The organism is Flavobacterium sp. 123, assembly GCF_003634825.1.
Classification (GTDB): Bacteria; Bacteroidota; Bacteroidia; order Flavobacteriales; family Flavobacteriaceae; genus Flavobacterium.
In genome coordinates this window covers 1,519,406-1,543,590 of the sequence record NZ_RBXD01000001.1, presented here as the reverse complement: position 1 = coordinate 1,543,590, position 24,185 = coordinate 1,519,406, and the positions used below count along the sequence as shown (strand labels likewise).

The window sequence follows — 24,185 nt, the reverse complement described above, 5'->3', positions numbered from 1 at the left end:
TACTATGAATGTATCTCTTATATTAATTATACTTTTGGTCGGTGCCTTTACAACTTTCCTTGTAGGTGACAAGTTTGCTTCAAAAGTAGCTTTGTTCTTTGGTCTAGCCGCTTTAGGATGTTCTATTGTACTATTGAACCACTATAATTTAGGCGAAAACATTAGTTTTATCAACCAATGGATTACGAAACCAAATGTTTCTTTTGCATTAAAAGCGGACGGATTATCTCTAGCAATGCTTTTATTGACAACAGCTTTGACTCCAATTATTATATTTTCATCTTTTGGAAATGACTATAAAAATGCAAAAGCTTTTTATGCACTAATTTTGTTTATGTCTTTTGCAATGGTTGGAACATTCTTAGCTTCTGACGGACTTTTATATTACATATTCTGGGAATTATCGTTGATTCCTATTTACTTTATCGCATTAATTTGGGGTAACGGAGATACAGAAGATCGTAAAAAAGCAGTAGTAAAATTCTTTATCTACACATTGGCTGGATCACTATTCATGTTAGTAGCTTTTGTTTATTTGTATCAAAAAGCTGGAAGTTTCCTTCTAGAAGATTTATATAAAGTAAACCTAACAGCTAATGAACAACTATGGATATTCTTAGCTTTCTTTTTGGCCTATGCTATCAAAATTCCATTAATTCCTTTCCATACATGGCAAGCAAAAGTATACCAAAAAGCACCAACAGTTGGAACAATGCTTTTATCAGGAATCATGCTTAAAATGGGATTATACAGTGTTATTCGTTGGCAATTGCCATTAGCGCCATTAGCTGCTAAAGAATATATGTATATTTTCATTGCTATTGGAGTTGCTGGTGTTATCTATGGTTCAATTGTAGCTTTGAGACAAAAAGATTTGAAAAAATTATTGGCTTATTCCTCTTTAGCTCACGTTGGATTAATTGCAGCTGGAACCTATACTTTGACATTAGACGGTTTAAGTGGTGCAGTATTGCAAATGATTGCTCACGGTTTTGTAGTAGTAGGTTTATTCTTTATCGCTGAAATTATCTTTAGAAGATACGAAACTAGAGTTATTGCTGAAATGGGTGGTATCCGCTCACAATCTCCTAAATTCACTTCTATGTTTTTAATATTGGTATTAGCATCAGTTGCTTTACCATCTACTTTTAACTTTGTTGGAGAATTCACCGTATTGTATAGCCTTTCGCAAATCAATGTGTGGTTTGCCATTTTAGGTGGAACAACAATTATTTTAGGTGCATATTATATGTTGAAAATGTTTCAATATGCCATGTTAGGCGAAACAAATTCAAAACCATTTGCAGATGTGACCGCTAATGAAGGAATCACTTTGGTACTTATCATTGCCGTTTTATTCTTTTTTGGATTGTATCCAAAACCAATTGTTGATTTGATCACTCCAAGTCTTCAAGAAATCTTAACACAAATAAACAGAATTAACTAAGTCAAATAAAAAATGAATACATTAATAGCTATAATAGGATTAGGTGTTTTATGCCTTTTATTTGAAATTCTTAATTTAAGAAAAGCAATTGTACCGGTAACGATTATCGGATTACTAGCAGTTCTTGGATTAACAGCATCTGAATTTAATTCGACTGAAAGTTACCACAATAACATGATTGTGGTAAGTAAATTTTCGACTGCTTTCTCTTCTTTATTTATTGTTCTTACAATATTCTTAGTTGGTTTAGGTCATAATTTTTATGAAAATCATCAAAACAAAATCTCAGATTTCATTGCCATAAAAGTATTTTTATTAGCAGGAGCAGTAGCAATGGTTTCTTTCGGGAACTTAGCGATGTTCTTTTTAGGAATCGAAGTTTTATCAATTTCTTTATACATATTAGCAGCAAGCGATCGTTTGAATTTAAAAAGCAACGAAGCTGGGATGAAATATTTCTTGATGGGATCTTTTGCTTCAGGAATCATACTATTTGGAATTTGCTTAATATACGGAGCAATGGGAAGCTTTGATGTAACAGAAATCAGCGAATTATCACAATCTGCTGAACTTCCAGTTTGGTTTCCAATAGGTATTGCATTGCTTACTATTGGAATGTTTTTCAAAATTGCAGCAGTTCCATTTCATTTTTGGGCACCTGATGTTTATGAAGGTTCTCCTGCCTTGACAACTGCATTAATGAGTACTTTGGCAAAAGTGGTGGCTATCGCAACTTTATACAAATTATTATCTGTTATGAATGCAGATATTTCAGAAGCATATAAGATTGTTGTTGTAATAATAGCAATGGCTTCAATGACCGTTGGAAATATTATGGCGTTAAGACAAACGAATGTAAAACGTATGTTGGCTTTCTCAGGAATTTCACATGCTGGATTTATGTTAATGACTTTATTGAGTTTAGCTACTTCAGCTGGAAGTTTATTATATTATACTTCTGCTTATTCATTAGCTGGAATAGCAGCTTTTAGCGTACTATTATACGTTTGTAAAAATAGAGACAACGAAGATATTACTAATTTCCATGGACTTGGAAAAACCAATCCTTTGTTAGCTGCTATCCTTACTGCATCCTTACTTTCTATGGCTGGAATTCCTATTTTCGCAGGCTTCTTCGCTAAATTAGTTTTGTTCAGTCAGACTATTCAAGATGGCTTTATCGCTTTAGTTATTGTAGCTGTGATCAACTCAATTATAAGCGTAGGATACTACTTCAAATTGATTTTAGCTATGTACACTAAAGAACCTAATGAAGAAAGAACAGGAAGACCTTTCATGATTTATGCAGTTGCTGTTGTTGCAATTGCGTTAAACATTATCATCGGTTTATTTCCTTCATTGGTATTGGATATATTAGGATAAAATTACATTTAATAAAATATACAAAAAACCATCAAGAGCAATTTTGATGGTTTTTATAGTTTATAAATAAACATACTAAATGAATTGACTAATTTTATAGTCCAAAAAAAAGAGTTTCATAAGTAATTATCATCAAAATGAATCATACATTAAACATACAAATCTGGTCGGATATCATGTGTCCTTTTTGCTATATTGGTAAACGAAGAATCGAAGAAGCGCTACAGAATTTCAGGCACAAAGATTCGGTTACTATAGAATGGAAAAGTTTCCAATTAGATGCAAATTTCATAGCCGCTCCTGACGATAACATCATTGATCATTTGGCTGAAAAGTATCGAAAAGACAGAGATTGGGCACAAACAATGATTGACAACATGACTCAGAATGCTAAAAATGCGGGATTGGATTTTCACTTTGAAAAAGCCATTTTAGCCAACTCTTTTCATGCCCATCGTTTATTGCACTTAGCTAAAAAGTATAATTTGGCTAACGAATTAGAAGAGCTTCTATTTAAAGCTTATTTAACAGATGGTAAGAATGTGAATGATTTAGATACTTTAAGTAAATTAGGTAAGGAAGTTGGTATAGATTCCGAGGAAATAAAACAAGTTCTAGAGTCTAATGAATACACAAAGGAAGTACAACAAGACATTGAACAAGCTCAATTCATAGGTGTGCAAGGTGTTCCTTTTTTTGTTTTTGATAATAAATATGCCATTTCAGGCGCTCAACCAGCAACAACATTTTTGCAAACATTAGAAAGAGTATGGCAAGAAGGTAATTTTGATTCAAAAGTAACGATGGTCAATACTACCCAAGAAAACAGTTGCGGCATTGATGGTTGTGCATAAAATAAAAAACAACTATGAATAAAAGCACAAAAGTAATTCGTTGGGGAATCATAGGATGTGGGAATGTTACAGAAGTAAAAAGTGGCCCTGCTTATCAAAAAACAGAAGGCTTTACTATTGAAGCTGTAATGCGAAGAGATGCCTCGAAAGCAGCTGACTATGCTAAAAGACATGGAATAGCTAAACATTACTCAAATGCCGATGATCTAATTAACGATCCCGAAATTGATGCAATCTACATAGCAACACCGCCAGACACTCATAAATATTATGGGCTTAAAGTAGCTGCGTCAGGAAAACCATGTTGCATTGAAAAACCTTTGGCGCCAAATTACCAAGATTGTCTTGCGATAACAGAAGCATTTGAACAGAAAAACATTCCTCTGTTCGTAGCCTATTACAGACGCTCTCTCCCTCGATTTCAACAAGTAAAAACTTGGATTGACACGAATCAAATTGGTGAAGTACGACATATTAGATGGCATCTGAGTAAACCAACATCCAATCAAGATTTATCTGGAGATCATAATTGGCGAACAGACGCAACAATAGCAACTGGCGGATACTTTGATGATTTAGCCAGTCATGGATTAGACTTATTTATATATCTTTTAGGAAATATAAAAGACGTAAATGGCATAAGCACCAATCAACAAGGCTTATATTCAGCTAAAGATGCTGTATCTGCTTCCTGGCTGCATGAATCCGGAATTACGGGTACAGGAAGCTGGAATTTTGGTAGTTCAATGCGAGAAGACAAAGTAGAAATCTATGGTAGCAAGGGTAAAATCACCTTCTCTGTTTTTGAAAATGATCCATTAATTCTCACTAACGATATGGAACAAAAAATTCTAAATATTGAACATCCTGAAAACATTCAATTGTATCATGCACAACTAATAAGAGAACATCTTTTAGGCAATACCACACATCCTTCAACTGGAATAACGGGTGCACATACGAACTGGGTAATGGACAAAATAATTGGAAATATATAAAACAAAAAAAAAACAGCTCAAAAGAGCTGTTTTAATTACTACATTTTATTTAATAACTATTTAACAGCTATCGTTTTAAAGAATACTTTGTTGTCATATGACATTTCGAAAGTATAGTTTTCACTAGGAAAAGTTGTGATATCAAAAAACTTGCTCACATTTTGTGTGTCTAATAAAGTAGTGCTGTACACTTCATTAGCATCTGCATCAAAAATTTTAATACCAACTGGTGATTTGTCTAAGTTTAAAATGTTTAAACCCACTTTACCATCTTTGTTTACAAACACTGGCTTGAAAACCTCTGTAAGAACTTCTGTTGACAATGAAGCTGTTTCATCAACAACCGTAATGGTGTATCTAGCAATTTTCATTGTTGTTTCTGCTTCTAAGAAATAAGTTCCATTTGGCAATGCCTCTAAATCATACGTTCTGTTAATATTCCCTTTTGAATTAACACTCTCAGTATGGATTAGTTTGTCATTTGCATCATAAATGGATAAATCAATTTTCTTAACTTGATTCAAAGCAAAACTTACAGTCTTTCCTTTTCCTTTTTTCACATTAAGTGAAAAATCAACATCACTAGCATGTGCTCCAATAGCAGTTAACACTAAAGCAAATACTAAACTAAATTTTAAAAACTTTTTCATAATCGTTGTTTTAAGATTAATAATGATTTTTATCTGAGACAAAGTTATGCTAAGAGCCAATTGATGACTAACACAGTATTTTCCAATTTATGTGCTATATTACCTTTTACGAAAACGTTTTAGGTTAAAATACGACAATATTACATCTATTGTTAGTACTTTTATCCTAATTCTAAACATATTAGGTTATGAAAACAATACAGCCTACATTAGAAATTATCGCCCCATCCTTTGGAAGTTCATTCTCCTTTTCTAAATATGTAGAGAACGCGAACAGCAAAGCACACCTTTGGCATTACCATCCTGAAATCGAATTGGTTTATATAAATGGTGGTTCGGGCAAACGCCAAGTTGGTAGCCATGTTTCTTATTATAATGACGGAGATCTTATATTAATAGGAAGTAATTTGCCACATTGTGGTTTTACCAATGAGCAAACGGGAAACAAAAACGAAACGGTTATCCAAATGAAACCAGACTTTCTTGGGAATGATTTTTTTGAAATTTCAGAAATGAAAAACATTCGGAATCTATTTGACCAAGCCAAAGCAGGAATTGCTTTTGGTGGCACAACCAAAAAAACCATCGGTCTCAAAATAGAAGCCATGGAAGGGCAATCACAATTTGGAAAACTATTGAGCATGTTATCCATTTTGAACGAACTAGAATTATCGGAAGAATTCAAAGTACTCAATGCCGAGGGATTCTCAATGGAACTTCAAATGCAAGATAACGACCGAATTAATACTGTTTTCAACTATGTGAAAGATCATTTTCAAGAAGTCATAACACTTGAAGAAGTAGCAGTATTAGTCAGCATGACTGTTCCTTCATTTTGTCGTTATTTCAAAAAGATAACCCATAAAACATTTACCAAATTTGTCAATGATTACCGATTGGTTCATGCCTCCAAATTATTAGCCGAAAAACCCATAAGCATTACAGAAATCTGCTATGAAAGTGGTTTCAATAATTTTAGCTATTTCAATAAATCATTTAAGGAGTTTACGGGTAAAAGTGCATCGCAATACCGTCAAGAATTGCGTTCTGTATTGAAGTAATAGATGAACCCTATTTTTCTAGATTCAATATTATAGCTGCAAAATTAATTTTCATTTCTTGAAATTCCAATCTATTTTACTTATCAACAATCGCTAAAATTAACTTTTGTTACTTCCTTCCATAAAAGCATATTGAGTAATTTTGCGCTATGTATGCTTTAGTCGATTGTAACAATTTTTATGCTTCTTGCGAAAGGGTTTTTCAACCTCAACTCGCAGGAAAGCCTATTGCAATATTATCAAATAATGATGGTTGTGTGATTTCAAGAAGTGACGAAGCTAAAGCAGTTGGAGTTCCTATGGGAGCGCCACTTTTTCAGATTAAAGAATTAATAAGAGAGAAAAATATTCAAATTTTCTCCTCCAACTATGCCTTGTATGGTGATTTAAGCAATCGTGTAATGGCCATTTTAAACCAATTTACTCCCAATTTAGAAATTTATAGTATTGATGAAGCCTTCTTGAATTTTGACGGACAGAATATACCAGATTATCAAGATTACGGGCTCGAAATGAAAACCCGTGTACAAAAATGGGTTGGGATTCCGGTTTGCATTGGCTTTGCCGAAACAAAAGCATTATCAAAAGTCGCCAATAAAATCGCGAAAAAATTTCATGCTAGAACAAAAGGTGTTTATATAATTGACAGCGAAGAAAAACGCATCAAAGCCTTGAAATGGACTAAAATTGAAGATGTTTGGGGCATTGGCTACCGCACAACAAAAAAAGCAAAACTAAGAAACATAAACACAGCTTTTGAGTTTATACAACCGCAACACGAAGCTTGGATTAGGAAAGAAATGGGTGTGATTGGTCTACGTTTAAAATATGAATTGGAAGGAAAATCAGTTTTAGATTTAGAACCTATTACGGAACAAAAGAAAAGTATTGCTATTACAAGAAGCTTTCCAAAACAAATTGCTGAATATGATTTACTCAGAGAACGTGTAGCAACTTTTGCCGCTGTTTGCGCAGAAAAATTGAGAAAGCAAAATACTTGCTGTCACACCATAATTGTGATGTTAGTAATTGACAGGCATTCCGTTAAAGCACCAAAATATTATTTCAACATGGCAATGACTTTGCCGTATGCTACAAATTCGACTTTGACAATTTCCAACAAAGCAATAGAAATGCTACGGAAATTACTTCCTGAAAATGAAACTGTAAAGTTCAAAAAAGCTGGCGTTATTGTCACCGAATTGATTCATGAAAACAAGAAACAATTACAATTGTTTGAAGAAGAAAACCCAAAACATTTGGCTATTATGAAAGTAATGGATAAGCTGAACAACAAAATTGGTGATAAAAAAATAAAATTGGCTTCCCAAAATTTGAACCTAACTTGGAACATGAACCAAAACCATTTGTCTCCAAAATATACTACTAACTTTAATGAGATTTTAGAAATCCGATGCCAATAAAAAAAGAACAAATACTCACATTCTATCGTCCTGATTTTGAAAGTGAAATTCAGATTCCGTTGATTAAGGAAGGCGTTTCGGCGGGTTTTCCTTCGCCTGCTGCTGACTTTATGGAAAACAGCATTGATTTAAATAAAGCTTTGACTAAAAATTCCTTGGCAACTTTTTATATTAAAGTGAAAGGAAATTCAATGGTTGACGCAGGCATCAGCGACCAAGATGTATTAGTAGTTGACCGAAGTTTAGAACCTCAAAATAATAAAATCGCAATTTGTTTTATCGACGGAGAATTTACGGTAAAACGAATTCAAGTCGAAAAAGACTGCTTGTACCTCATGCCAGAAAACGCCACTTATTCCCCCATAAAAGTAACGGAAGAAAACCAACTTATCATTTGGGGAATTGTAACTTATGTCATAAAAAAAGTGTGAAACTAAACGAATTTAGCTTCACACTTTTTAATAAAGTAAGACACTTATTTTTTACCAGAACTTAACGTACAAAGCAAAAATAATTAATAATGTTATAACAATTAATACTGTTGTTTGAGGTTTTAATTTAAACATTTCAGTATCTAATTCGAATGCTTTAGGATTCACTTTTGGTCCTGCGAAACTTATGGCAATCATAAGAATCATTGTGAATAAGAATGATAATCCCATACAAATATGGAATGGAATTTCGAAACCACCTTTACCATTGGCGAAAGCCGTATATAACAAGGTTTCATTTCCAAATAATGCTGGTGCAAATTCATTGAATAAAACTGACAATAAAAATCCAGATATTACCCCTACAATTGCAGCTGTACCAGTTGTTCTTTTCCAAAACATTCCAAGGAAAAACATAGCAAAAACTCCAGGACTAATAAATCCAGTATATTTTTGAATGTACGTAAATCCACCAACACCACCAATTCCAAGTAAGTCATTCCAAGTAAATAAAACCGCAAGAAGCATGGCTGCAAAAACAGCTATTCTTCCTATGTTTACTTGACCTCTATCAGTAGCATTTTTTTGAATATATTTTTTGTGTACGTCCAATGTGTATATAGTAGAAATACTATTTACTTTACCTGCCAAAGAAGCAACTATTGCAGCAGTTAAAGCCGCTACTGACAACCCTTTTAATCCTGTAGGAAGGAATGTTAACATAGCTGAATACGCCCCATCTTTACCTCCAACTAATTGTGGTAAATGTCCATTTTCGTATAAAACATAAGCTGCAATACCAGGCAACATAACAATAACTGGCATTAATAATTTTAGCATTCCTGCAAATAAAATACCGGTACGAGCAGTTTGTAAATCAGCACCCAAAGCTCTTTGCGTAATATATTGGTTACAACCCCAATAGTTAAGGTTGATAATCCAAATTCCCGCTAAATAAGACATTAAACCTGGAAAAGTAAGGTATTTGTTAATGTCATTTTGAGAGGAAGCCGCAGTTGGTTCTGGGATAATCATTTTGAAATGCTCTGGAGCTTTTTCCATTAACACTTTGAAACCTGCAATAGCATTTTCGCCTACACCAAAATATTGTCCAACGGTAGTTAAAGCAATATAAGACGTAACTAATCCGCCTATGATTAATACTGCAACTTGAATAACGTCAGTATACGCAACCACTTTCATCCCTCCTAAAGAAATCAATAAAGCAAAAAGTGCTAAACCAATCATAATAACATGAAGGTATTCTCCTCCCGCTAATCCATTAATCGCAACCGCTCCCAAATATAAAATAGAAGTTAAGTTCACAAAAACATATAAAAACAACCAGAAAACAGCCATAATCAAAGCTGTTGACTCATTATACCTCGTTTTCAAAAACTGAGGCATGGTGTAAATTTTGTTTTTCAAGTAAACTGGAATAAACCAAACAGCCACAATAATCAAAGCAATAGCAGCAATCCACTCATAAGCCGCAACAGCAACTCCTAAAAAGAATCCTTCCCCACTCATTCCGATAAATTGCTCTGCAGAAATATTAGAAGCAATTAATGAAGCTCCAATAGCCCACCAAGTAAGCGTTCCTTCTGCAAGAAAATAAGCTTTTGCATCGTGTTCGTTTTTTTCGCGCTTGCGATATATGGTATATCCATAAGTAGATACCACGATAAAATAAATAATAAATACTGCGTAATCCGCAAAAGCAAGGTTCTGGCTCATGAGTAATTTGGTTTTTAGAAATTAATATAAATGAATGCGATTATTGTATGCTTTTATTTTTCTCACACAAATTAAACTTCAAAACATCTAGATGAAACTTTATAATTTCATTATAGAATCAGTTATAAAATGTGATATGTGTTTTAATTTTATTATATTTTTATGAATTTACGAAAGTCAAAAGTAAAATAAAAATATTTATTTTCATCATTTACAAATGTATTTTTTACATTTATTATTGTTAAATAAGTTATATTTCACAAATACAAAACATAAGTTATTGATTTACAGTTGTTTTTTATTTATTTATGTAAATTAATTACCTTGTTTTTTGACTTTTAAAATCAAATTATTAGCGCTGTCTCACCTTCTGTTCCCATTTCCAAGCACTCGCCATAGCTTCTTCAAGAGTAGATTGTGTTTTCCAACCAAGAATTGCATTCGCTTTATCTGTATTAGCGTAAGTAGACGTAACATCTCCTTCGCGTCTGGCAACAATTCTGTAAGGTAGCTTTGTTCCACTAACTTTTTCGAATGCTTGAATTACTTCCAATACGGAACTACCCTTCCCTGTTCCAAGATTAAAGACTTCTAATTTTTCCAAATTCTTCTTATTCAATAGTCTTTGTAAGGCTAAAACATGTGCTTTTGCTAAATCAACTACATGAATATAATCTCGAACGCAGGTTCCGTCAATTGTTGGATAATCATTCCCATAAACTAGCAATTCATTTCGCAGGCCAATTCCTGTTTGCGTAATAAAAGGAACTAAATTTTGTGGAACACCAATAGGCAATTCGCCTATTTCAGCTGAAGGATGTGCGCCAATTGGATTAAAATAACGCAACAAAATAGCATTGATGTTACTCATTTTGGTCACATCAGCAATAATTTCTTCGCCAATTTGCTTGGTATTCCCATAAGGAGACATCGCTACTTGAATAGGAGTTGTCTCGGCAATTGGCATTACTTCGGCTTGACCGTAAACGGTACAAGAAGAACTGAAAATAATTTGAGCTTGAGGTTTTTTTTGCAATTCCTGTAAAATATATACCAGTGATGCCACATTATTTTCATAATACAACAACGGATCTTTCACGCTTTCGCCAACTGCTTTTGAGGCTGCAAAATGAATAACACCGGCTACATCAGAATGTCTTTTGAAAAAATCCTGAGTCGCTTTTTTATCTCTTAAATCAAAATTTTCAAAAATAGGTTTCTTCCCCGTTATTCGTTCGATACCATCTAAAACCTCGATGGAGGAATTAGACAAATTATCAATAACAACTACTTCCAAATTTTCATTTTGCAACTCGACAACCGTATGTGAACCTATGAAGCCTAAACCTCCAGTAACAACTATTTTCATATTTTAAAATTTTACAATGTGCTTTGAAACTTTATTTGACCTCTGTTATTTCAAGTACTACACTAGTTCTCTGTAAATTCACATTCGGATTAATTCCTACTTTCATTAGAAAATCACCTGAAAAAACATTTTCAGAAGGCATTGTCGATTTGGTTCCCGGATATATATTTAATTCTTTTACTGCATATTTTTTGTTTGGATCTAATCCTTTCAAAACAACTGGAAGTGGAGTTGCTGTCAACATAAATCGATTGTTAACCAAATAATTAAAAACAACGGCCTTACTTTTGTCTTTATCAACATACATTAATGCCGAAATATCATTTTCATGTGGATTCACTAAACGATACAAATCGCCATGCCAAACAATATCTTTGAATGAACTATAATTTTTTATTGCTTCTTTGCAAAATAACTTATCCTTATCGCTTAAATGACTAACCACAATATCAAACCCTAATTTACCCATACTCGCTACATCAACTCTAAATTTCAAAGGCTGTTTTCCCCAGTCAGTCACATGGTTATCCGTTGTAATGGAAGGGAAGAAATAAGAATAATCCCATTGCATAAATATTCTTTCAATAGGTTCTGTATCATCACTCGGCCAGAATTCAGTAAAGTATTTTAACATCTCATAATCTCCACGTCCGCCTCCACCTGAGCATAACATCATAGGAACTTTAGGATATTTAGCACGAATTCTTTGTAGTACTTTATACAAACCTCTTATATAATCAACGTATAAATTCGATTGCGGAATGCCTTTTTTGTTCAGATAGGCTGAATACGCATTGTAAATAACCGCATTACAATCCCATTTTATAAATGCCAATTCCGGGTTTTTTACAAAAAGGTTGTCTACTATTCCAAATACAAAATCCTGTACTTCTGGATTTGACAAATCAAGCACTAATTGGTTTCTATAATACACTTCTGGTCTTTCTGGCTGACGGATTACCCAGTCCAAATGTTTTTCATACAACTCACTTTTAGGATTTACCATTTCAGGCTCAATCCAAATCCCAAACTTAACCCCTTCTTTTTTGGCTTCTTTTACTAAATAACCTAATCCATTAGGCAACTTCTTTGCATTTTCTTTCCAGTCTCCAAGACCTGCTTTGTCATCGTTTCTAGGATATTTATTTGCAAACCATCCATCATCCAACAAAAACATATCTACACCAATGTCTTTAGCGCCTTTAAATAATTCCGAAATTTTATTTTCATCAAAATCAAAATAGGTAGCTTCCCAATTGTTTAACAACGTAAGACGTTCCCCTTCGCCATCCAAAACTCTATATTTTCTTGCCCAATCATGAAGATTTCTACTTGCCTCACCAGTACCATTATTAGACAAAGCATATATAAAAGACGGTGTTTTAAAAACTTGGTTCGCAGGCAAAAGATATTCAGAAGCATATGGGTTAACCCCTGCAATAAGACGAAGATTCTTATACGAATCAACCTCAAAATCTAATTTAAAATTACTGCTCCAAGCCAATTGTCCCAACATAACTGTACCTTCAGTGTCTGAAGCAGGCTTCCCAAAAGATAAAATAAAATTAGGATTTTGAAGCAACATCGCTCTTGTTCCTAGTTTAGAATCTACTGTTCTAATTCCTTGTAAAAGTTTTGATTCAATTGGCTGCATTTCCTTTAAATACTGCCCTTGAAAACTAGTCAAGTAAAAATCTTTATTGGTAAAATATAAATTAGCCGACGCAAATTTCTGAAGCAGAACTGCCTTTTTTTCATTGTGTTTTATCTCCGACCATTGTTCAATTACATTCTCCTTTGCCCAAATTTTATAAAACAAAGTTACCTCAAATGGGTAAACAGGATCTTTTAAAATAATACTTGTAAGAGATGAATTAGCATCAATTTTTTCTGTTTTATGACTTACATATTTAAGTTCCAAAGATGGATTCCCGTCAGCATGCTTTACTTGAATAGCTGGCTCCGAAAGATTCCAAGTTCCAGCAGGCGTATAAACACCATTATAGATTCCGGCATTCTCATCCTTGAAATTATAAGCATCTGAAGCTGATGAATATTCATTGACATTCGCCAGAGGTTTTCCAAAATAGACTGTCATCAAACGATTATTACTATCAGTTTGTAACAACATCATATTGCTATTAGTTGCAATGGGTATTGTAACTTTTTGTGCCCATAAACTGATTACACTAAACATAAAAAGCAATGTAAAAACACCCTTTTTATTAAAACAGAATTTTAGTTTTTCTTTCATAAATAATTAATCTAAGATTTAATAACTTTATTTTTATAATGAACATTTGATTGCGCCCTCAAAATTTCAGCACTTTTCTCTGGCGTAATATCTCTTTGTGATTCGCCCATCATTTCGTAACCCACCATAAATTTTTTAACGGTTGCAGAACGCAATAAAGGCGGATAGAAATGCATGTGAAAATGCCATTCTGGATGCAATTCTCCGTCTGTAGGCGACTGATGAATCCCTGATGAATATGGGAAAGATGTTTCAAAAAGATTGTCATATTTAGTTGTCAATTGTTTTAAAATAACAGCAAAATCTGAGACTTCCGTTTGAGTAAAATCGGTTATTTTACTCACATTTCGTTTACTGACAATCATCGTTTCATAAGGCCAAATTGCCCAAAAAGGAACCAATACCACAAAATGATCGTTCTCAATAACGATACGTTCATCCAGTTTTAATTCTTCTTTTAAATAATCTTCCAAAAGCGTTTTATTGTGCGTATCAAAATAGGCTTTCAGATTACTTTGCGTTTTCTCCACTTCGGTTGGCAAAGAAGATTGTGCCCAAATTTGACCGTGTGGATGTGGATTACTACAACCCATCACACTTCCTTTATTTTCAAAAATCTGAACGTGATTAATGTAATCTACATTTCCTAAATCAGTGTATTCTTTTTGCCAAGTATGAATGATATTTTCAATCGCATCAGCTGGCATTTCTGGCAAGGTCAAATTATGTTTTGGCGAAAAGCAAACTACTTTAGAAATTCCTCTTTCTGGTTTGGCTTTAAAAAAAGTATCCTTTTTATTTTCTTCAAAAGCAATTTCTTCTTGCTTCAAAGCAGCAAAATCATTTTCAAAAACAAAAGAACTTTCATAGTTGGGATTGACCATTCCATTCGCTCGAACATTTCCCGGACACAAATAACAAGTTGGGTCATATTCTGGCAATGCATCCGAAGTTATTGCTTCATTTTGCCCTTGCCAAGGACGTTTCGAACGGTGTGGAGAAACCAAAACCCATTCGTTGATTAACGGATTATAACGTCTGTGCGGATCTTCGTTGATATCAAAATTTTTCATTATTTCGCGATATAAAGTGATGTACCGTTTCCGATTTTAACATCATAAATTTTTAATTCTATTCCAAAAGTCTCTAAGTAAAGTGCAGAAAGCTGTTGTTTAATTCGCTCTTCATGCCCTTTTTTAATTAAATTGATGGTGCATCCACCAAAACCGCCACCCATTAATCGGGAACCTACCACGGCATCTTCCTTTTTAAGCGTGTCTACAATCATGTCTAATTCGGCGCAACTTACTTCATAATCAACCGATAATCCTTGATGTGTTTCGAACATTAATTTACCCAAGGTTTCAAAATCACCTTTGTCCAAAGCATCACAAGCTAGACGTACTCGCTTAATTTCTTTTACAACAAAAAGACACCTTTTGAAAACATTGGCACTCATTACATCTTGTAATTTTAAAACATGTTGTTCGTTACAATCTCTAAAACTAGCTATCTCAGGGAAATTACTTTTTATAATCGCAATCCCTTCTTCACATTGCTGCCTTCTTTCATTATAAGCCGATGTCATTAAGGAATGTTTTACATTCGAATCAAATAAAACTAAAGAATAATCACTAAAATTAGCCTCATGATATTCATATTCTAAGGTTCTGCAATCAATTTTTATGACTTTATTTTCTTGTCCCATGACGCTCGAAAACTGATCCATAATTCCGCAATTAATCCCTACCCAATGTTCGGCACTTTGACCCATTAAGGCGATATCAACTGGTTTTATTTTCAGTTCAAAAAGTTCATTGATTCCAAACAAAAACCCACATTCTAATGCCGCCGAAGAAGACAAACCAGAACCTACAGGAATATTGCTACTGAAAACACAATTGAACCCATCAAATTCAAAACCTTTGATTTTCAATTGATTAATAACTCCACGAATGTAATTAGTCCATACATTATCCGTCAATTCCATATCCGTTGTCAAATCAACTTCAAAAGAATCATCTAAATCTATAGCAATGATTTTTGAGGTATTGGTATAATTTTTTTCGAAAGCAAAACAGATAATTTTGTCAATTGCAGCTGGCAAAACATAACCATCATTGTAATCAACATGCTCTCCAATAATGTTAATTCTTCCCGGAGACAGCACTATTTTTTTGGGTTCCGATCCAAAGTTCTCTTCAAAGAAAGCGGTCGTTTTTTTAATTAGAATATTGTTCATTGTTTTAGAATTAATACACTACTTTTTTTGAAACTTTCAGTTGTAGCGTTTAGTTGTATTGGTATTTTTAATTTTTGTTTTAAGAATAATGGTCGCAATTCCAGCTTCGGTTATTTATTTATTTTGTAGATACCAAGGCTAATTTACCACTCTTAAGCCCAGCACCATTAACTTCAAGTTGTATATCACCAGCAGTTGTTGTCGATTTTACAAGCACCACTAATTTTCCGCTAAAAAGTTTCATGGTATCTTTATGAAACATTTCGAGTGAAGTAGCATCACCATTGCAGGCGGCTCTGTAAGTGCCCGCTCCAGAAACCTTAAATTTTAACTGATTAGTAGCCGTAGGACAAATAATTCCATTTTTATCCACTACAGATACGGTTACGAAAGAAATATCCTCGCCATTGGCAGTGATTGTTTTTCTATCCGCATCTAAAACAATTTGATAAGGCTTGCCCGCTGTATGCACTTCTTCTTCAGCAACAGCTTTACCATTGTCATCAAAAGCCACCACTTTTACCGTTCCTGGCTCATATTTTACATTCATCCACATCAAACGGTAACGATTCTGGGGTGTGCTTTTATTTTTTGTCTGCACTCCCATGCTTTTGCCATTGATAAAAAGTTCAGCACTATTATAGTTTGTATAAACAAAAACAGGAGTTGTTTCTCCTTCACGACCTTCCCAGTTCCAATGTGGCAAGATATGAAGGGTTGATTCCTTTGTATTCCAACGGCTTCGGTATAAATAATAACGGTCTTTAGGCAAACCCGCTAAATCGTTAATTCCAAAATAAGAACTGCGAGACGGCCAGCTTTCATCATAAGGCGTAGGTTCACCTAAATAATCAAAACCAGTCCAAACAAACTCGCCAATTACCCAAGGTTTATCATCTTGAAGCACAAAATCTTCATCAGGTACATTCGACCAACTGCAGGCTTCTAAATCATATGAGGAAGACTGAAAATCAGGATACTGCTTGTCTTTTTCCTGAACCACAGGAAATTTATAAATTCCTCTGGAGCTAACCGTCGAAGCGGTTTCTGAACCTAAAATAAACCCTTGCGGAAATTTCAAGAATGCTTCATCATATAAATGTACCCTATAATTCAATCCTGGAACATCAAGCAAAGCTCCAAAACCAGATTCCATAGTCGCTTTTACTTGATCCATACCTACAGTTACCGGACGTGTTGGATCTTCTCTGTGAAATAGTTCTTGCAACCATTTAGCTCGTTTTACACCAGCTTCTCCCCATTGATCCGGCACTTCATTTCCAGCACTCCACATTACGATAGAAGGATGATTTCTGGTTGCTTGCACTAAATTCACAATGTCTTTTTCAGCATATTCCTCAAAAAAACGATGATACCCATTTTCAACTTTTGGCTTTGCCCATTCATCAAAACTCTCTGCTAGAAACATGAATCCCATTTCATCCGCCAATTCAAGCTGCTCAAAAGAAGGCATATTGTGCGAACTGCGAATCGCATTACAACCCATATCTTTTAATATCTTCATTTGTCTGCGTAATGCGGCTTTATTTACGGCAACTCCAAGCGGACCCAAATCGTGATGCAGACAAACTCCTTTAAATTTGGTTATCTTTCCATTTAGGCTAAAACCTTTATTAGGCTCGTATTTTATTTCTCGAATTCCAAAACGGGTTGAAGTTTCGTCTTTCAGTTCATTTCCAACATACAATTGGGAAACTGCTTTATACAAATAAGGGGTTTCGGGACTCCATATTTTTGGCTTTTCTACTTTTAAATTTTGATCGAACTCCTTTCCGAATTTTTCCGTCGACTCCTCTGAACTTAGTTTGTGACCTTCGGCATCAAAAATAGTGGTAACTAAACGACTATTTTTTCCAGAAGCATTGGTCTTAATGTTAATCTTAGCCAGTTCTTGACTGATAAAAGGTGTCGTTACAAACTGTCCCCATTGGTCAATACTTTCGTTATTTTTTACAATAACACTTACTTTTCGATACAAACCGGCACCTGGATACCAACGTGAAGCAAATTCTTTATTGGTTAGTTTTACTGCCAATGTATTAGTTCCTTCTTGTGTAAATTGGGAAACATCAAAATAAAAATAACTATAACCGTACGCCCATTCTCCAACTTTTTTTCCGTTTAAATACACTTGAGGCTCACTCATGGCACCTTCAAAAAGTAGCATTATTTTTTTCCCTTTTGAATCTTTGGGTAAGGTAAACGTATTGCGATACCAGGCTGTTCCAACATGGGGTAAAGCGCCTGTTCGACCTGTTTTTTCGGTAGCTATTTTTTCTCCGTTTTGGACAATAGCAACATTTTGTATGTCTACATTTTTATCAAAAGGCCCGTAAATTGCCCAATCATGCGGAACAGTTACGGATTCCCATTTTGAATCATTAAAATTTACTTTATACGCTTGTTCAAAGTCGCCTTTTTGAAATTTCCAATTGGAATCTAACACTTTAACGACTCGTGTTTGAGACAAAGCGATTTGTGTAAATGCTAAAAATAAAACCAAAATACGTGTCAATTTCTTCATTTTAAACGGTATAAATTATTTAATATCTATGCATTTAATTTTAACCATATAAGTCATACAAGCAAAAGTATACTAATTTGCCAAATTAGAAATATAAGTTAAAAACGTTCTTTGCAAGCTATGTGAAAGTGCTTAAATGAACTGTTAGTTTTACTTGATTTTATTCAAATTAAAACCTTATATCACTTATATGTCGCAACAATTTTTTCGACAAAATGCTATCACTTATAGAATTAACGGCTATCTTCAGGTTTAATTAATCTTAACTATTCTTTGAACGCATCTAGTGCCATAGATGGTTTCCCATCAGATTTCCATGCGCTTAATTCATAGTTACTCCACGATTTGGCTCCTTGGGGCTCCCAGTAAATCACACCCAATCCTTTATTATTTGGCACTGCTTTTACCGCTTTTATAACAGCAGTTAACATGTCATATGTGTTTTGTTCCAAAGTATCAATACCACCCACTTCAACAACCATCACTTCTTTGTCATATCGAGTTGTCAGGTCATTTAGATTATTTGCTAAATCTGCAATGGTTTCTTTATAATCTTTCTTAATCCAGAAAGGGTAATACGACAATCCAATCACATCATACTTCACATTATTTGCTTTAGCATTATCAAAAAACAATCTGAATTTCTCTCCATTATTCCCTTCATCAAGATGAACAATAACTTTTATTGTAGCATCAACCGCTTTAACAGCATCGTGTCCTTTGTTTAATAACTGTGCCAATTGATTCCAGTTTTTGGTGCTTCCTTCTGGCCACATCATTCCGCCCGGAATTTCATTGCCAACTTGTACCCATTCTGGTGTAACTCCTGCTGATTTTAAGGCAGTCAAAACATCAAAAGTATGATTGTAAACATCTGTCAACAACTGTGAAAAACTGTGATTTTCCCATGCTTTTGGTTTGATTTGTTTGCCAGGATCAGCCCACGAATCACTATAATGAAAATCAATCATGATGCGCATTCCCATTTTTTTGGCACGAACCGCCATAGTTACAGTTTCGGCAGGACTACAATGTCCGCTCGCTTTATCATTCGAAGGATTAACCCAAACCCGCAACCGAATGGTATTCATTCCTCGGTCTTTTAGCAATTGCAAACAATCTTTTTGTTTACCATCAGTATCATAAAATTTATATCCAGTTGCTTCCATTTGTGGCAACCAACCCACATCAGCACCTTTAGCAAAATTATTAATTGGCTGCCCTGGTCTGTCAATAGTTTGTGAAGTACAGGAACTAAAGACTAATGAAATTATCATACTAAAAAACAGCGTGCTTTTAATTTTTTTCATCTTAAAAGGATTGAAATTTATAAATAGTTTTATGATAATATATTTCTTCTTTTCTCAATATCGAACTCGGAAAATGTTCATGATTTGGTGCGTCTGGAAAATTTTGAGTTTCAAAACAAATCCCGCTCAGCGAATTATAATCAGCATTTTCTTTCCCTTTTATAGTATTGAAACAATTGCCTCCAACATAGATATGAACGGCCGGTTGATTTGTAAATACCGACATTCTTAAATTGTTTTTCTTATTAAAAAGCGATGCAGCAAACTCTTCATTTTGTTTTTCTAGAACAAAAGTGTTATCTATTTCTGGAGGACACTTTTGGGATTCATTAAAATCGAAAGGATTATTTTCTAATTCCAAAAATCTCCCTGTTGGACTATTCTGATTCGTAGTCTCTAACATTTTTTGTGAATTTACAATTAATTCCTGTTCTAAAATATCAGAATCATGACCATCCAGATTAAAATAACTGTGATGCGTTAAATTTATGATTGTATCTTGATTAGTTGTAGCAGTATATTCAACAATTAATTCATTTTCTTCAGATACCGTATAGGTTAAATTAACAGATAAATCTCCTGGATAATTCTCTTCATTATTTGGACTTAGATAAGTCAAAGTTACTGATGGATTTTTACCTTCCGTCACTTTTTTAACTTTCCATATCCTTTGGCTAAAGCCAATATTTCCTCCATGCAGAGAATTAGTATTGTTATTCTTATTTAAATGAATTAGGTTTCCATTCAAACTAAAAACACCCTTGTTAATCCTACCTGCATATCGTCCAATAGTCGCTCCAAAATAAGGAGGACTTTCTAAATCAAATGAATTGATATAAGATTCTAAATCATCAAATCCTAAAACCACATCCACAAAACCGCCTCTTTTCAAGGGCATTTTTAATGATGTAATGGTAGCCCCATAAGTGATAACTTTTAATTTCATCCCTTTTTTATTAGTCAATTCAATAGAATCGACAGTGTCATTATCTGGCGTCAAACCAAACAATTCCATTATACAAGCGGGCTTTAAATGAGATATATCTTTTATTTTCATTATTTTTTTATCAAATATGAAATTCAAAATTAAAATATTTATCATAATTTACATACCAGTACCTACCAGTTTTTATATATTTGCAAAAAGTCGAATCATGAAAGTTATAAATGTTCAGAAAAATCAGGGGATTCCGAAATACAAACAAATTATTTATTCTATTGAGAAAACTATTGAGGAAGGCAACTTAAAAAAAGACGAAAGACTCCCATCAATAAACAAAGTATGTCTCGAGTTTTCTTTGTCGCGCGATACGGTCTTACAGGCCTACGAAGAATTGAAAAAAAGAGGAATAATCTATGCTATTCTTGGCAAAGGCTACTATATAAAAAGTACTGAAGTCCGCATAAAACAACGCATTTTTTTACTTTTTGAAGAATTAAATATTTTCAAAGAAGACCTTTATAATTCCTTTTTAGAAAACATTGGAAAAGATGTTCAAGTAGATATTTTCTTTCATCATTTTAACCTACAAGTTTTCCAAAAACTAATCAACGACAGTAATGGCAACTATACAAAATATATTATTATGCCTACTAATTTAGTTGGAGCCGCAGCAATTATAGAAACCCTACCAGTAAATGAAGTTTATATATTAGACCAGACTAATCCTGAACTAAAATCCTATCCCGCGGTATTTCAAAATCACTTAAAAGACATTTATAATGGTTTAGTAAAAGGAAAATCAAGATTAACTAAATACGAAAAACTAATTATGATTTTTCCGGGATTTAGAGAACCTTTAGGAATGAAAATTGGATTCGAGAATTTTTGCAAAGACTTTGCTTTCGATTATGAAATTATTACCGAGTTTAAAAATAAAGAAATAAAAAAAGGAGAAGTATATGTTATTCCGAGTGATCGTGATTTAGTTCAAGTAATTGAAAAAGCAAAGTTACAAGAGCTAAAACTAGGTGATGATTATGGTATTGTTTCCTATAACGAAACTCCATTAAAAAAGATTGTTGAAAACGGAATCACAACAATTTCAACAGATTTTGAAGCTATGGGTAAAATTTTAGCACAAATGATTCTGAAAGGAAAAAAAGAACAAATAGAAAATAAAAGTGCCTTAATAATTCGAAACTCTTTGTAAAAAAAGGTTTTAGTTTTTAATTAATTACCCTAACTCTTCTTTCATCTCAAAAAAGCAAGAAAAAAAATTTATTTGTTTTTGTAAAAAAAATTTGTTTACATTTGTAAATGTATTTTTTACACTTATTATTATTTTGTACAGATTATTACTCAGATACAATACATTAGTCAACAACTCCATACTGAAATAGAATAACTCAACGTTGACCGTATAAACGTTTAGTATATCAAAAATAACAGGGATTTGTAATAGAATAACAAAGCATATTTAATTTTTACAATATAAACATGAATAAAAAAATTGACAATTTAGCTGCTGACAACATTAGAGCTTTAGCCATATCAATGGTCGAAAAAGCAAATTCAGGGCATCCAGGTGGCGCTATGGGAGGTGCTGATTTCTTGCACATTTTATATACAGAATATTTAAATTTTGATCCAACACAAATGGATTGGCCTTTTAGAGACCGCTTCTTTATGGATGCTGGACACTTATCTGCTTTAATGTATTCCCAATATTATTTATTAGGGAATTATAAAAAAGAAGATTTACAAAGTTTTAGACAATGGGGATCTGTAACTCCAGGCCATCCAGAAGTAGATGTTCTTAGAGGAATAGAAAACACATCTGGTCCTCTAGGTCAAGGACACGCTATGGGTGTAGGTGCCGCTATTGCTGCAAAGTTTCTAGACGCTCGATTCAAAGGGGTTTTTACACATAAAATATATGGTTTCATCACTGACGGTGGTGTTCAAGAAGAAATTTCGCAGGGTGCAGGGAGAATTGCAGGGCATTTAGGCTTAAACAATTTTATCATGTTCTATGATTCGAATGATGTACAGCTTTCATCGATGACGGATGAAGTTACCTCAGAAGATACTGCTATGAAATATGAAGCTTGGGGATGGAAAGTCATCACAATTAATGGACATGACCATGAACAAATCAGAAAAGCATTGAATGAAGCTAATCAAGAAGCAGAAAAACCAACCCTAATAATTGGAAAAACAATTATGGGAAAAGGATGTGTTACCGCAAATGGCGATATGTATGAAGGCGAATGTGAGCTACACGGAAAACCTATAGGTGATACCAAAGCAGATTATGCAAAAACCTTAATCAATTTAGGTGCAAATCCTGAAAATCCTTTTGGAATTTATGAAGAAGTTGAAACACATTATTCAAAAGTCTTAGCCAAAAAAGCCGAAGATGCCGCTTACAAAAAGCATCATATAGCGACTTGGAAAAAAGAAAATCCAGAATTAAACCAAAAAATGGAGCTGTTTTTATCTGGAAAATTACCCGAATTAGATTTAAGTAACGTTGTTCAAAAATCAAATGCAGCTACCAGAGATGCTTCATCAGCCGTATTAGCTTACTTAGCAGAACATGTAGAAAACATGATTGTATCATCTGCGGATTTATCAAACAGTGATAAAACGGATGGATTCCTTAAAAAATCATCTGTTTTACAAAAAAATAATTTCGATGGAGCTTTTTTACAAGCTGGTGTTGCTGAACTTACAATGACTTCAATCGCTAACGGAATTGCCCTTCACGGAGGTGTTGTAGCTGTTGTAGCTACTTTCTTTGTGTTTTCAGATTATATGAAACCTGCCATTCGATTAGCTGCTATTCAAGAATTACCCGTAAAATATGTCTTAACACACGATTCATTCCGAGTAGGTGAAGATGGACCAACCCACCAACCTATTGAACAAGAAGCACAAATGCGTTTGTTAGAAAAAATAAAAAACCATTCTGGACACCAAAGTTTATTAGCCTTACGACCAGCTGATGCTATAGAAACTTCAGTGGCTTGGGACATGGCTTTAAAAAACACTAATACACCAACTGCTTTGATTCTTTCGAGACAAAACATTAAAGATATACCTGCTGAAAACTCCAGATACCAAGAGGCAACTGAAGCTAAAAAAGGAGGTTATTTAGTAAAATCAACCCACAATCCAGACATTACTTTAATAGCTAACGGATCTGAAGTTTCAACCCTTTTGGACGCTGCTATTGTTTTAGAAAAAGAAAAAAATCTAAACATCAACGTTGCTTCAATTATTTCTGAAGGCCTATTCAAACAGCAATCTGCAGCATATCAAGAAAGTATTATTCCTAAAGGAAAATTAGTTTTTGGACTAACTGCAGGACTTCCGGTAAATCTAGAAGGATTAATTGGCGACAGCGGAAAAATAATTGGATTAGAACATTTTGGATATTCCGCTCCAGCTAGTGTTTTAGACCAAAAATTTGGATTTACCAGCGAAAATGTTTGTCAGGAAATCCTAAAATACATACAAGAAAGTAAATAAATT

The 24,185-nt window shown here is 33.8% G+C and carries 18 protein-coding genes; 9 read left to right on the top strand and 9 right to left on the bottom strand.

Features of this window, described 5'->3' with window-relative positions; all coding sequences use genetic code 11:
- The first annotated feature begins 4 nt into the window (after positions 1-4).
- The 4 genes from C8C88_RS06835 (at position 5) to C8C88_RS06820 (ending at position 4,682) form a co-directional block, all read left to right on the top strand.
- A complete protein-coding gene (locus C8C88_RS06835) occupies positions 5-1,447 on the top strand; it encodes a NuoM family protein (protein ID WP_121337395.1) in 1,443 nt (480 codons plus the stop codon).
- Positions 1,448-1,459: 12 nt separating this feature from the next.
- Positions 1,460-2,830, top strand: a complete 1,371-nt coding sequence (locus C8C88_RS06830; RefSeq protein WP_121337394.1) for an NADH-quinone oxidoreductase subunit N — start codon at positions 1,460-1,462, stop codon at positions 2,828-2,830.
- 137 nt (positions 2,831-2,967) lie between these two features.
- Positions 2,968-3,684 carry a DsbA family protein gene (locus C8C88_RS06825; protein ID WP_121337393.1) on the top strand — a complete coding sequence of 239 codons (717 nt, stop codon included), beginning with the start codon at positions 2,968-2,970 and terminating at the stop codon, positions 3,682-3,684.
- Between the two features lie 14 nt (positions 3,685-3,698).
- Complete coding sequence (locus tag C8C88_RS06820) at positions 3,699-4,682, top strand: Gfo/Idh/MocA family protein (protein WP_121337392.1); 984 nt, start codon at positions 3,699-3,701, stop codon at positions 4,680-4,682.
- A gap of 56 nt (positions 4,683-4,738) precedes the next feature.
- Here C8C88_RS06820 and C8C88_RS06815 read toward each other — a convergent pair whose 3' ends face one another.
- The gene (locus tag C8C88_RS06815; protein ID WP_121337391.1) at positions 4,739-5,332 is read right to left on the bottom strand and encodes a hypothetical protein; all 594 of its coding nucleotides are present in this window, start codon (positions 5,330-5,332) and stop codon (positions 4,739-4,741) included.
- Positions 5,333-5,520: 188 nt separating this feature from the next.
- Here C8C88_RS06815 and C8C88_RS06810 point away from each other — a divergent pair, with 188 nt between their 5' ends.
- From C8C88_RS06810 to C8C88_RS06800, 3 genes are all read left to right on the top strand, one after another.
- Entirely contained in the window at positions 5,521-6,393 is an 873-nt protein-coding gene (locus C8C88_RS06810) for an AraC family transcriptional regulator (RefSeq protein WP_121337390.1), read from the top strand.
- 149 nt (positions 6,394-6,542) lie between these two features.
- Entirely contained in the window at positions 6,543-7,817 is a 1,275-nt protein-coding gene (locus C8C88_RS06805) for a Y-family DNA polymerase (protein ID WP_121337389.1), read from the top strand.
- On the top strand, positions 7,808-8,248 hold the full coding sequence (locus C8C88_RS06800; RefSeq protein ID WP_121337388.1) for a LexA family transcriptional regulator: 441 nt from the start codon (positions 7,808-7,810) through the stop codon (positions 8,246-8,248). Before C8C88_RS06805 ends, C8C88_RS06800 begins: the two co-directional genes overlap by 10 nt.
- A gap of 51 nt (positions 8,249-8,299) precedes the next feature.
- On the opposite strand, the gene C8C88_RS06795 is transcribed toward C8C88_RS06800, so the two are convergent.
- The 8 genes from C8C88_RS06795 to C8C88_RS06760 form a co-directional block, all read right to left on the bottom strand.
- A complete protein-coding gene (locus C8C88_RS06795) occupies positions 8,300-9,985 on the bottom strand; it encodes a sodium/sugar symporter (RefSeq protein ID WP_121337387.1) in 1,686 nt (561 codons plus the stop codon).
- A 352-nt stretch (positions 9,986-10,337) separates the two neighbouring features.
- Positions 10,338-11,354, bottom strand: a complete 1,017-nt coding sequence (gene galE / locus C8C88_RS06790; RefSeq protein WP_121337386.1) for a UDP-glucose 4-epimerase GalE — start codon at positions 11,352-11,354, stop codon at positions 10,338-10,340.
- Between the two features lie 31 nt (positions 11,355-11,385).
- A complete protein-coding gene (locus C8C88_RS06785) occupies positions 11,386-13,608 on the bottom strand; it encodes an alpha-galactosidase (RefSeq protein ID WP_121337385.1) in 2,223 nt (740 codons plus the stop codon).
- An 11-nt stretch (positions 13,609-13,619) separates the two neighbouring features.
- Positions 13,620-14,681 carry a UDP-glucose--hexose-1-phosphate uridylyltransferase gene (locus C8C88_RS06780; RefSeq protein WP_121337384.1) on the bottom strand — a complete coding sequence of 354 codons (1,062 nt, stop codon included), beginning with the start codon at positions 14,679-14,681 and terminating at the stop codon, positions 13,620-13,622.
- A complete protein-coding gene (galK, locus tag C8C88_RS06775; protein ID WP_121337383.1) occupies positions 14,681-15,850 on the bottom strand; it encodes a galactokinase in 1,170 nt (389 codons plus the stop codon). Before galK ends, C8C88_RS06780 begins: the two co-directional genes overlap by 1 nt.
- 118 nt (positions 15,851-15,968) lie before the next feature.
- Positions 15,969-18,395, bottom strand: a complete 2,427-nt coding sequence (locus tag C8C88_RS06770; RefSeq protein ID WP_121337382.1) for a DUF4982 domain-containing protein — start codon at positions 18,393-18,395, stop codon at positions 15,969-15,971.
- Between the two features lie 266 nt (positions 18,396-18,661).
- Positions 18,662-19,705 (bottom strand): glycosyl hydrolase 53 family protein, encoded by a 1,044-nt coding sequence (locus C8C88_RS06765; protein WP_233549317.1) that lies wholly within the window; start codon positions 19,703-19,705, stop codon positions 18,662-18,664.
- Between the two features lies 1 nt (position 19,706).
- A complete protein-coding gene (locus tag C8C88_RS06760; protein ID WP_121337381.1) occupies positions 19,707-20,762 on the bottom strand; it encodes an aldose epimerase family protein in 1,056 nt (351 codons plus the stop codon).
- A 97-nt stretch (positions 20,763-20,859) separates the two neighbouring features.
- Here C8C88_RS06760 and C8C88_RS06755 point away from each other — a divergent pair, with 97 nt between their 5' ends.
- Together C8C88_RS06755 and C8C88_RS06750 are read left to right on the top strand one after the other, a co-directional pair.
- Positions 20,860-21,858: a GntR family transcriptional regulator gene (locus C8C88_RS06755; protein WP_121338594.1), complete on the top strand. Its 999-nt coding sequence runs from the start codon at positions 20,860-20,862 to the stop codon at positions 21,856-21,858.
- A 287-nt stretch (positions 21,859-22,145) separates the two neighbouring features.
- Complete coding sequence (locus tag C8C88_RS06750; RefSeq protein ID WP_121337380.1) at positions 22,146-24,182, top strand: transketolase; 2,037 nt, start codon at positions 22,146-22,148, stop codon at positions 24,180-24,182.
- The last annotated feature ends 3 nt before the right edge of the window (positions 24,183-24,185 follow it).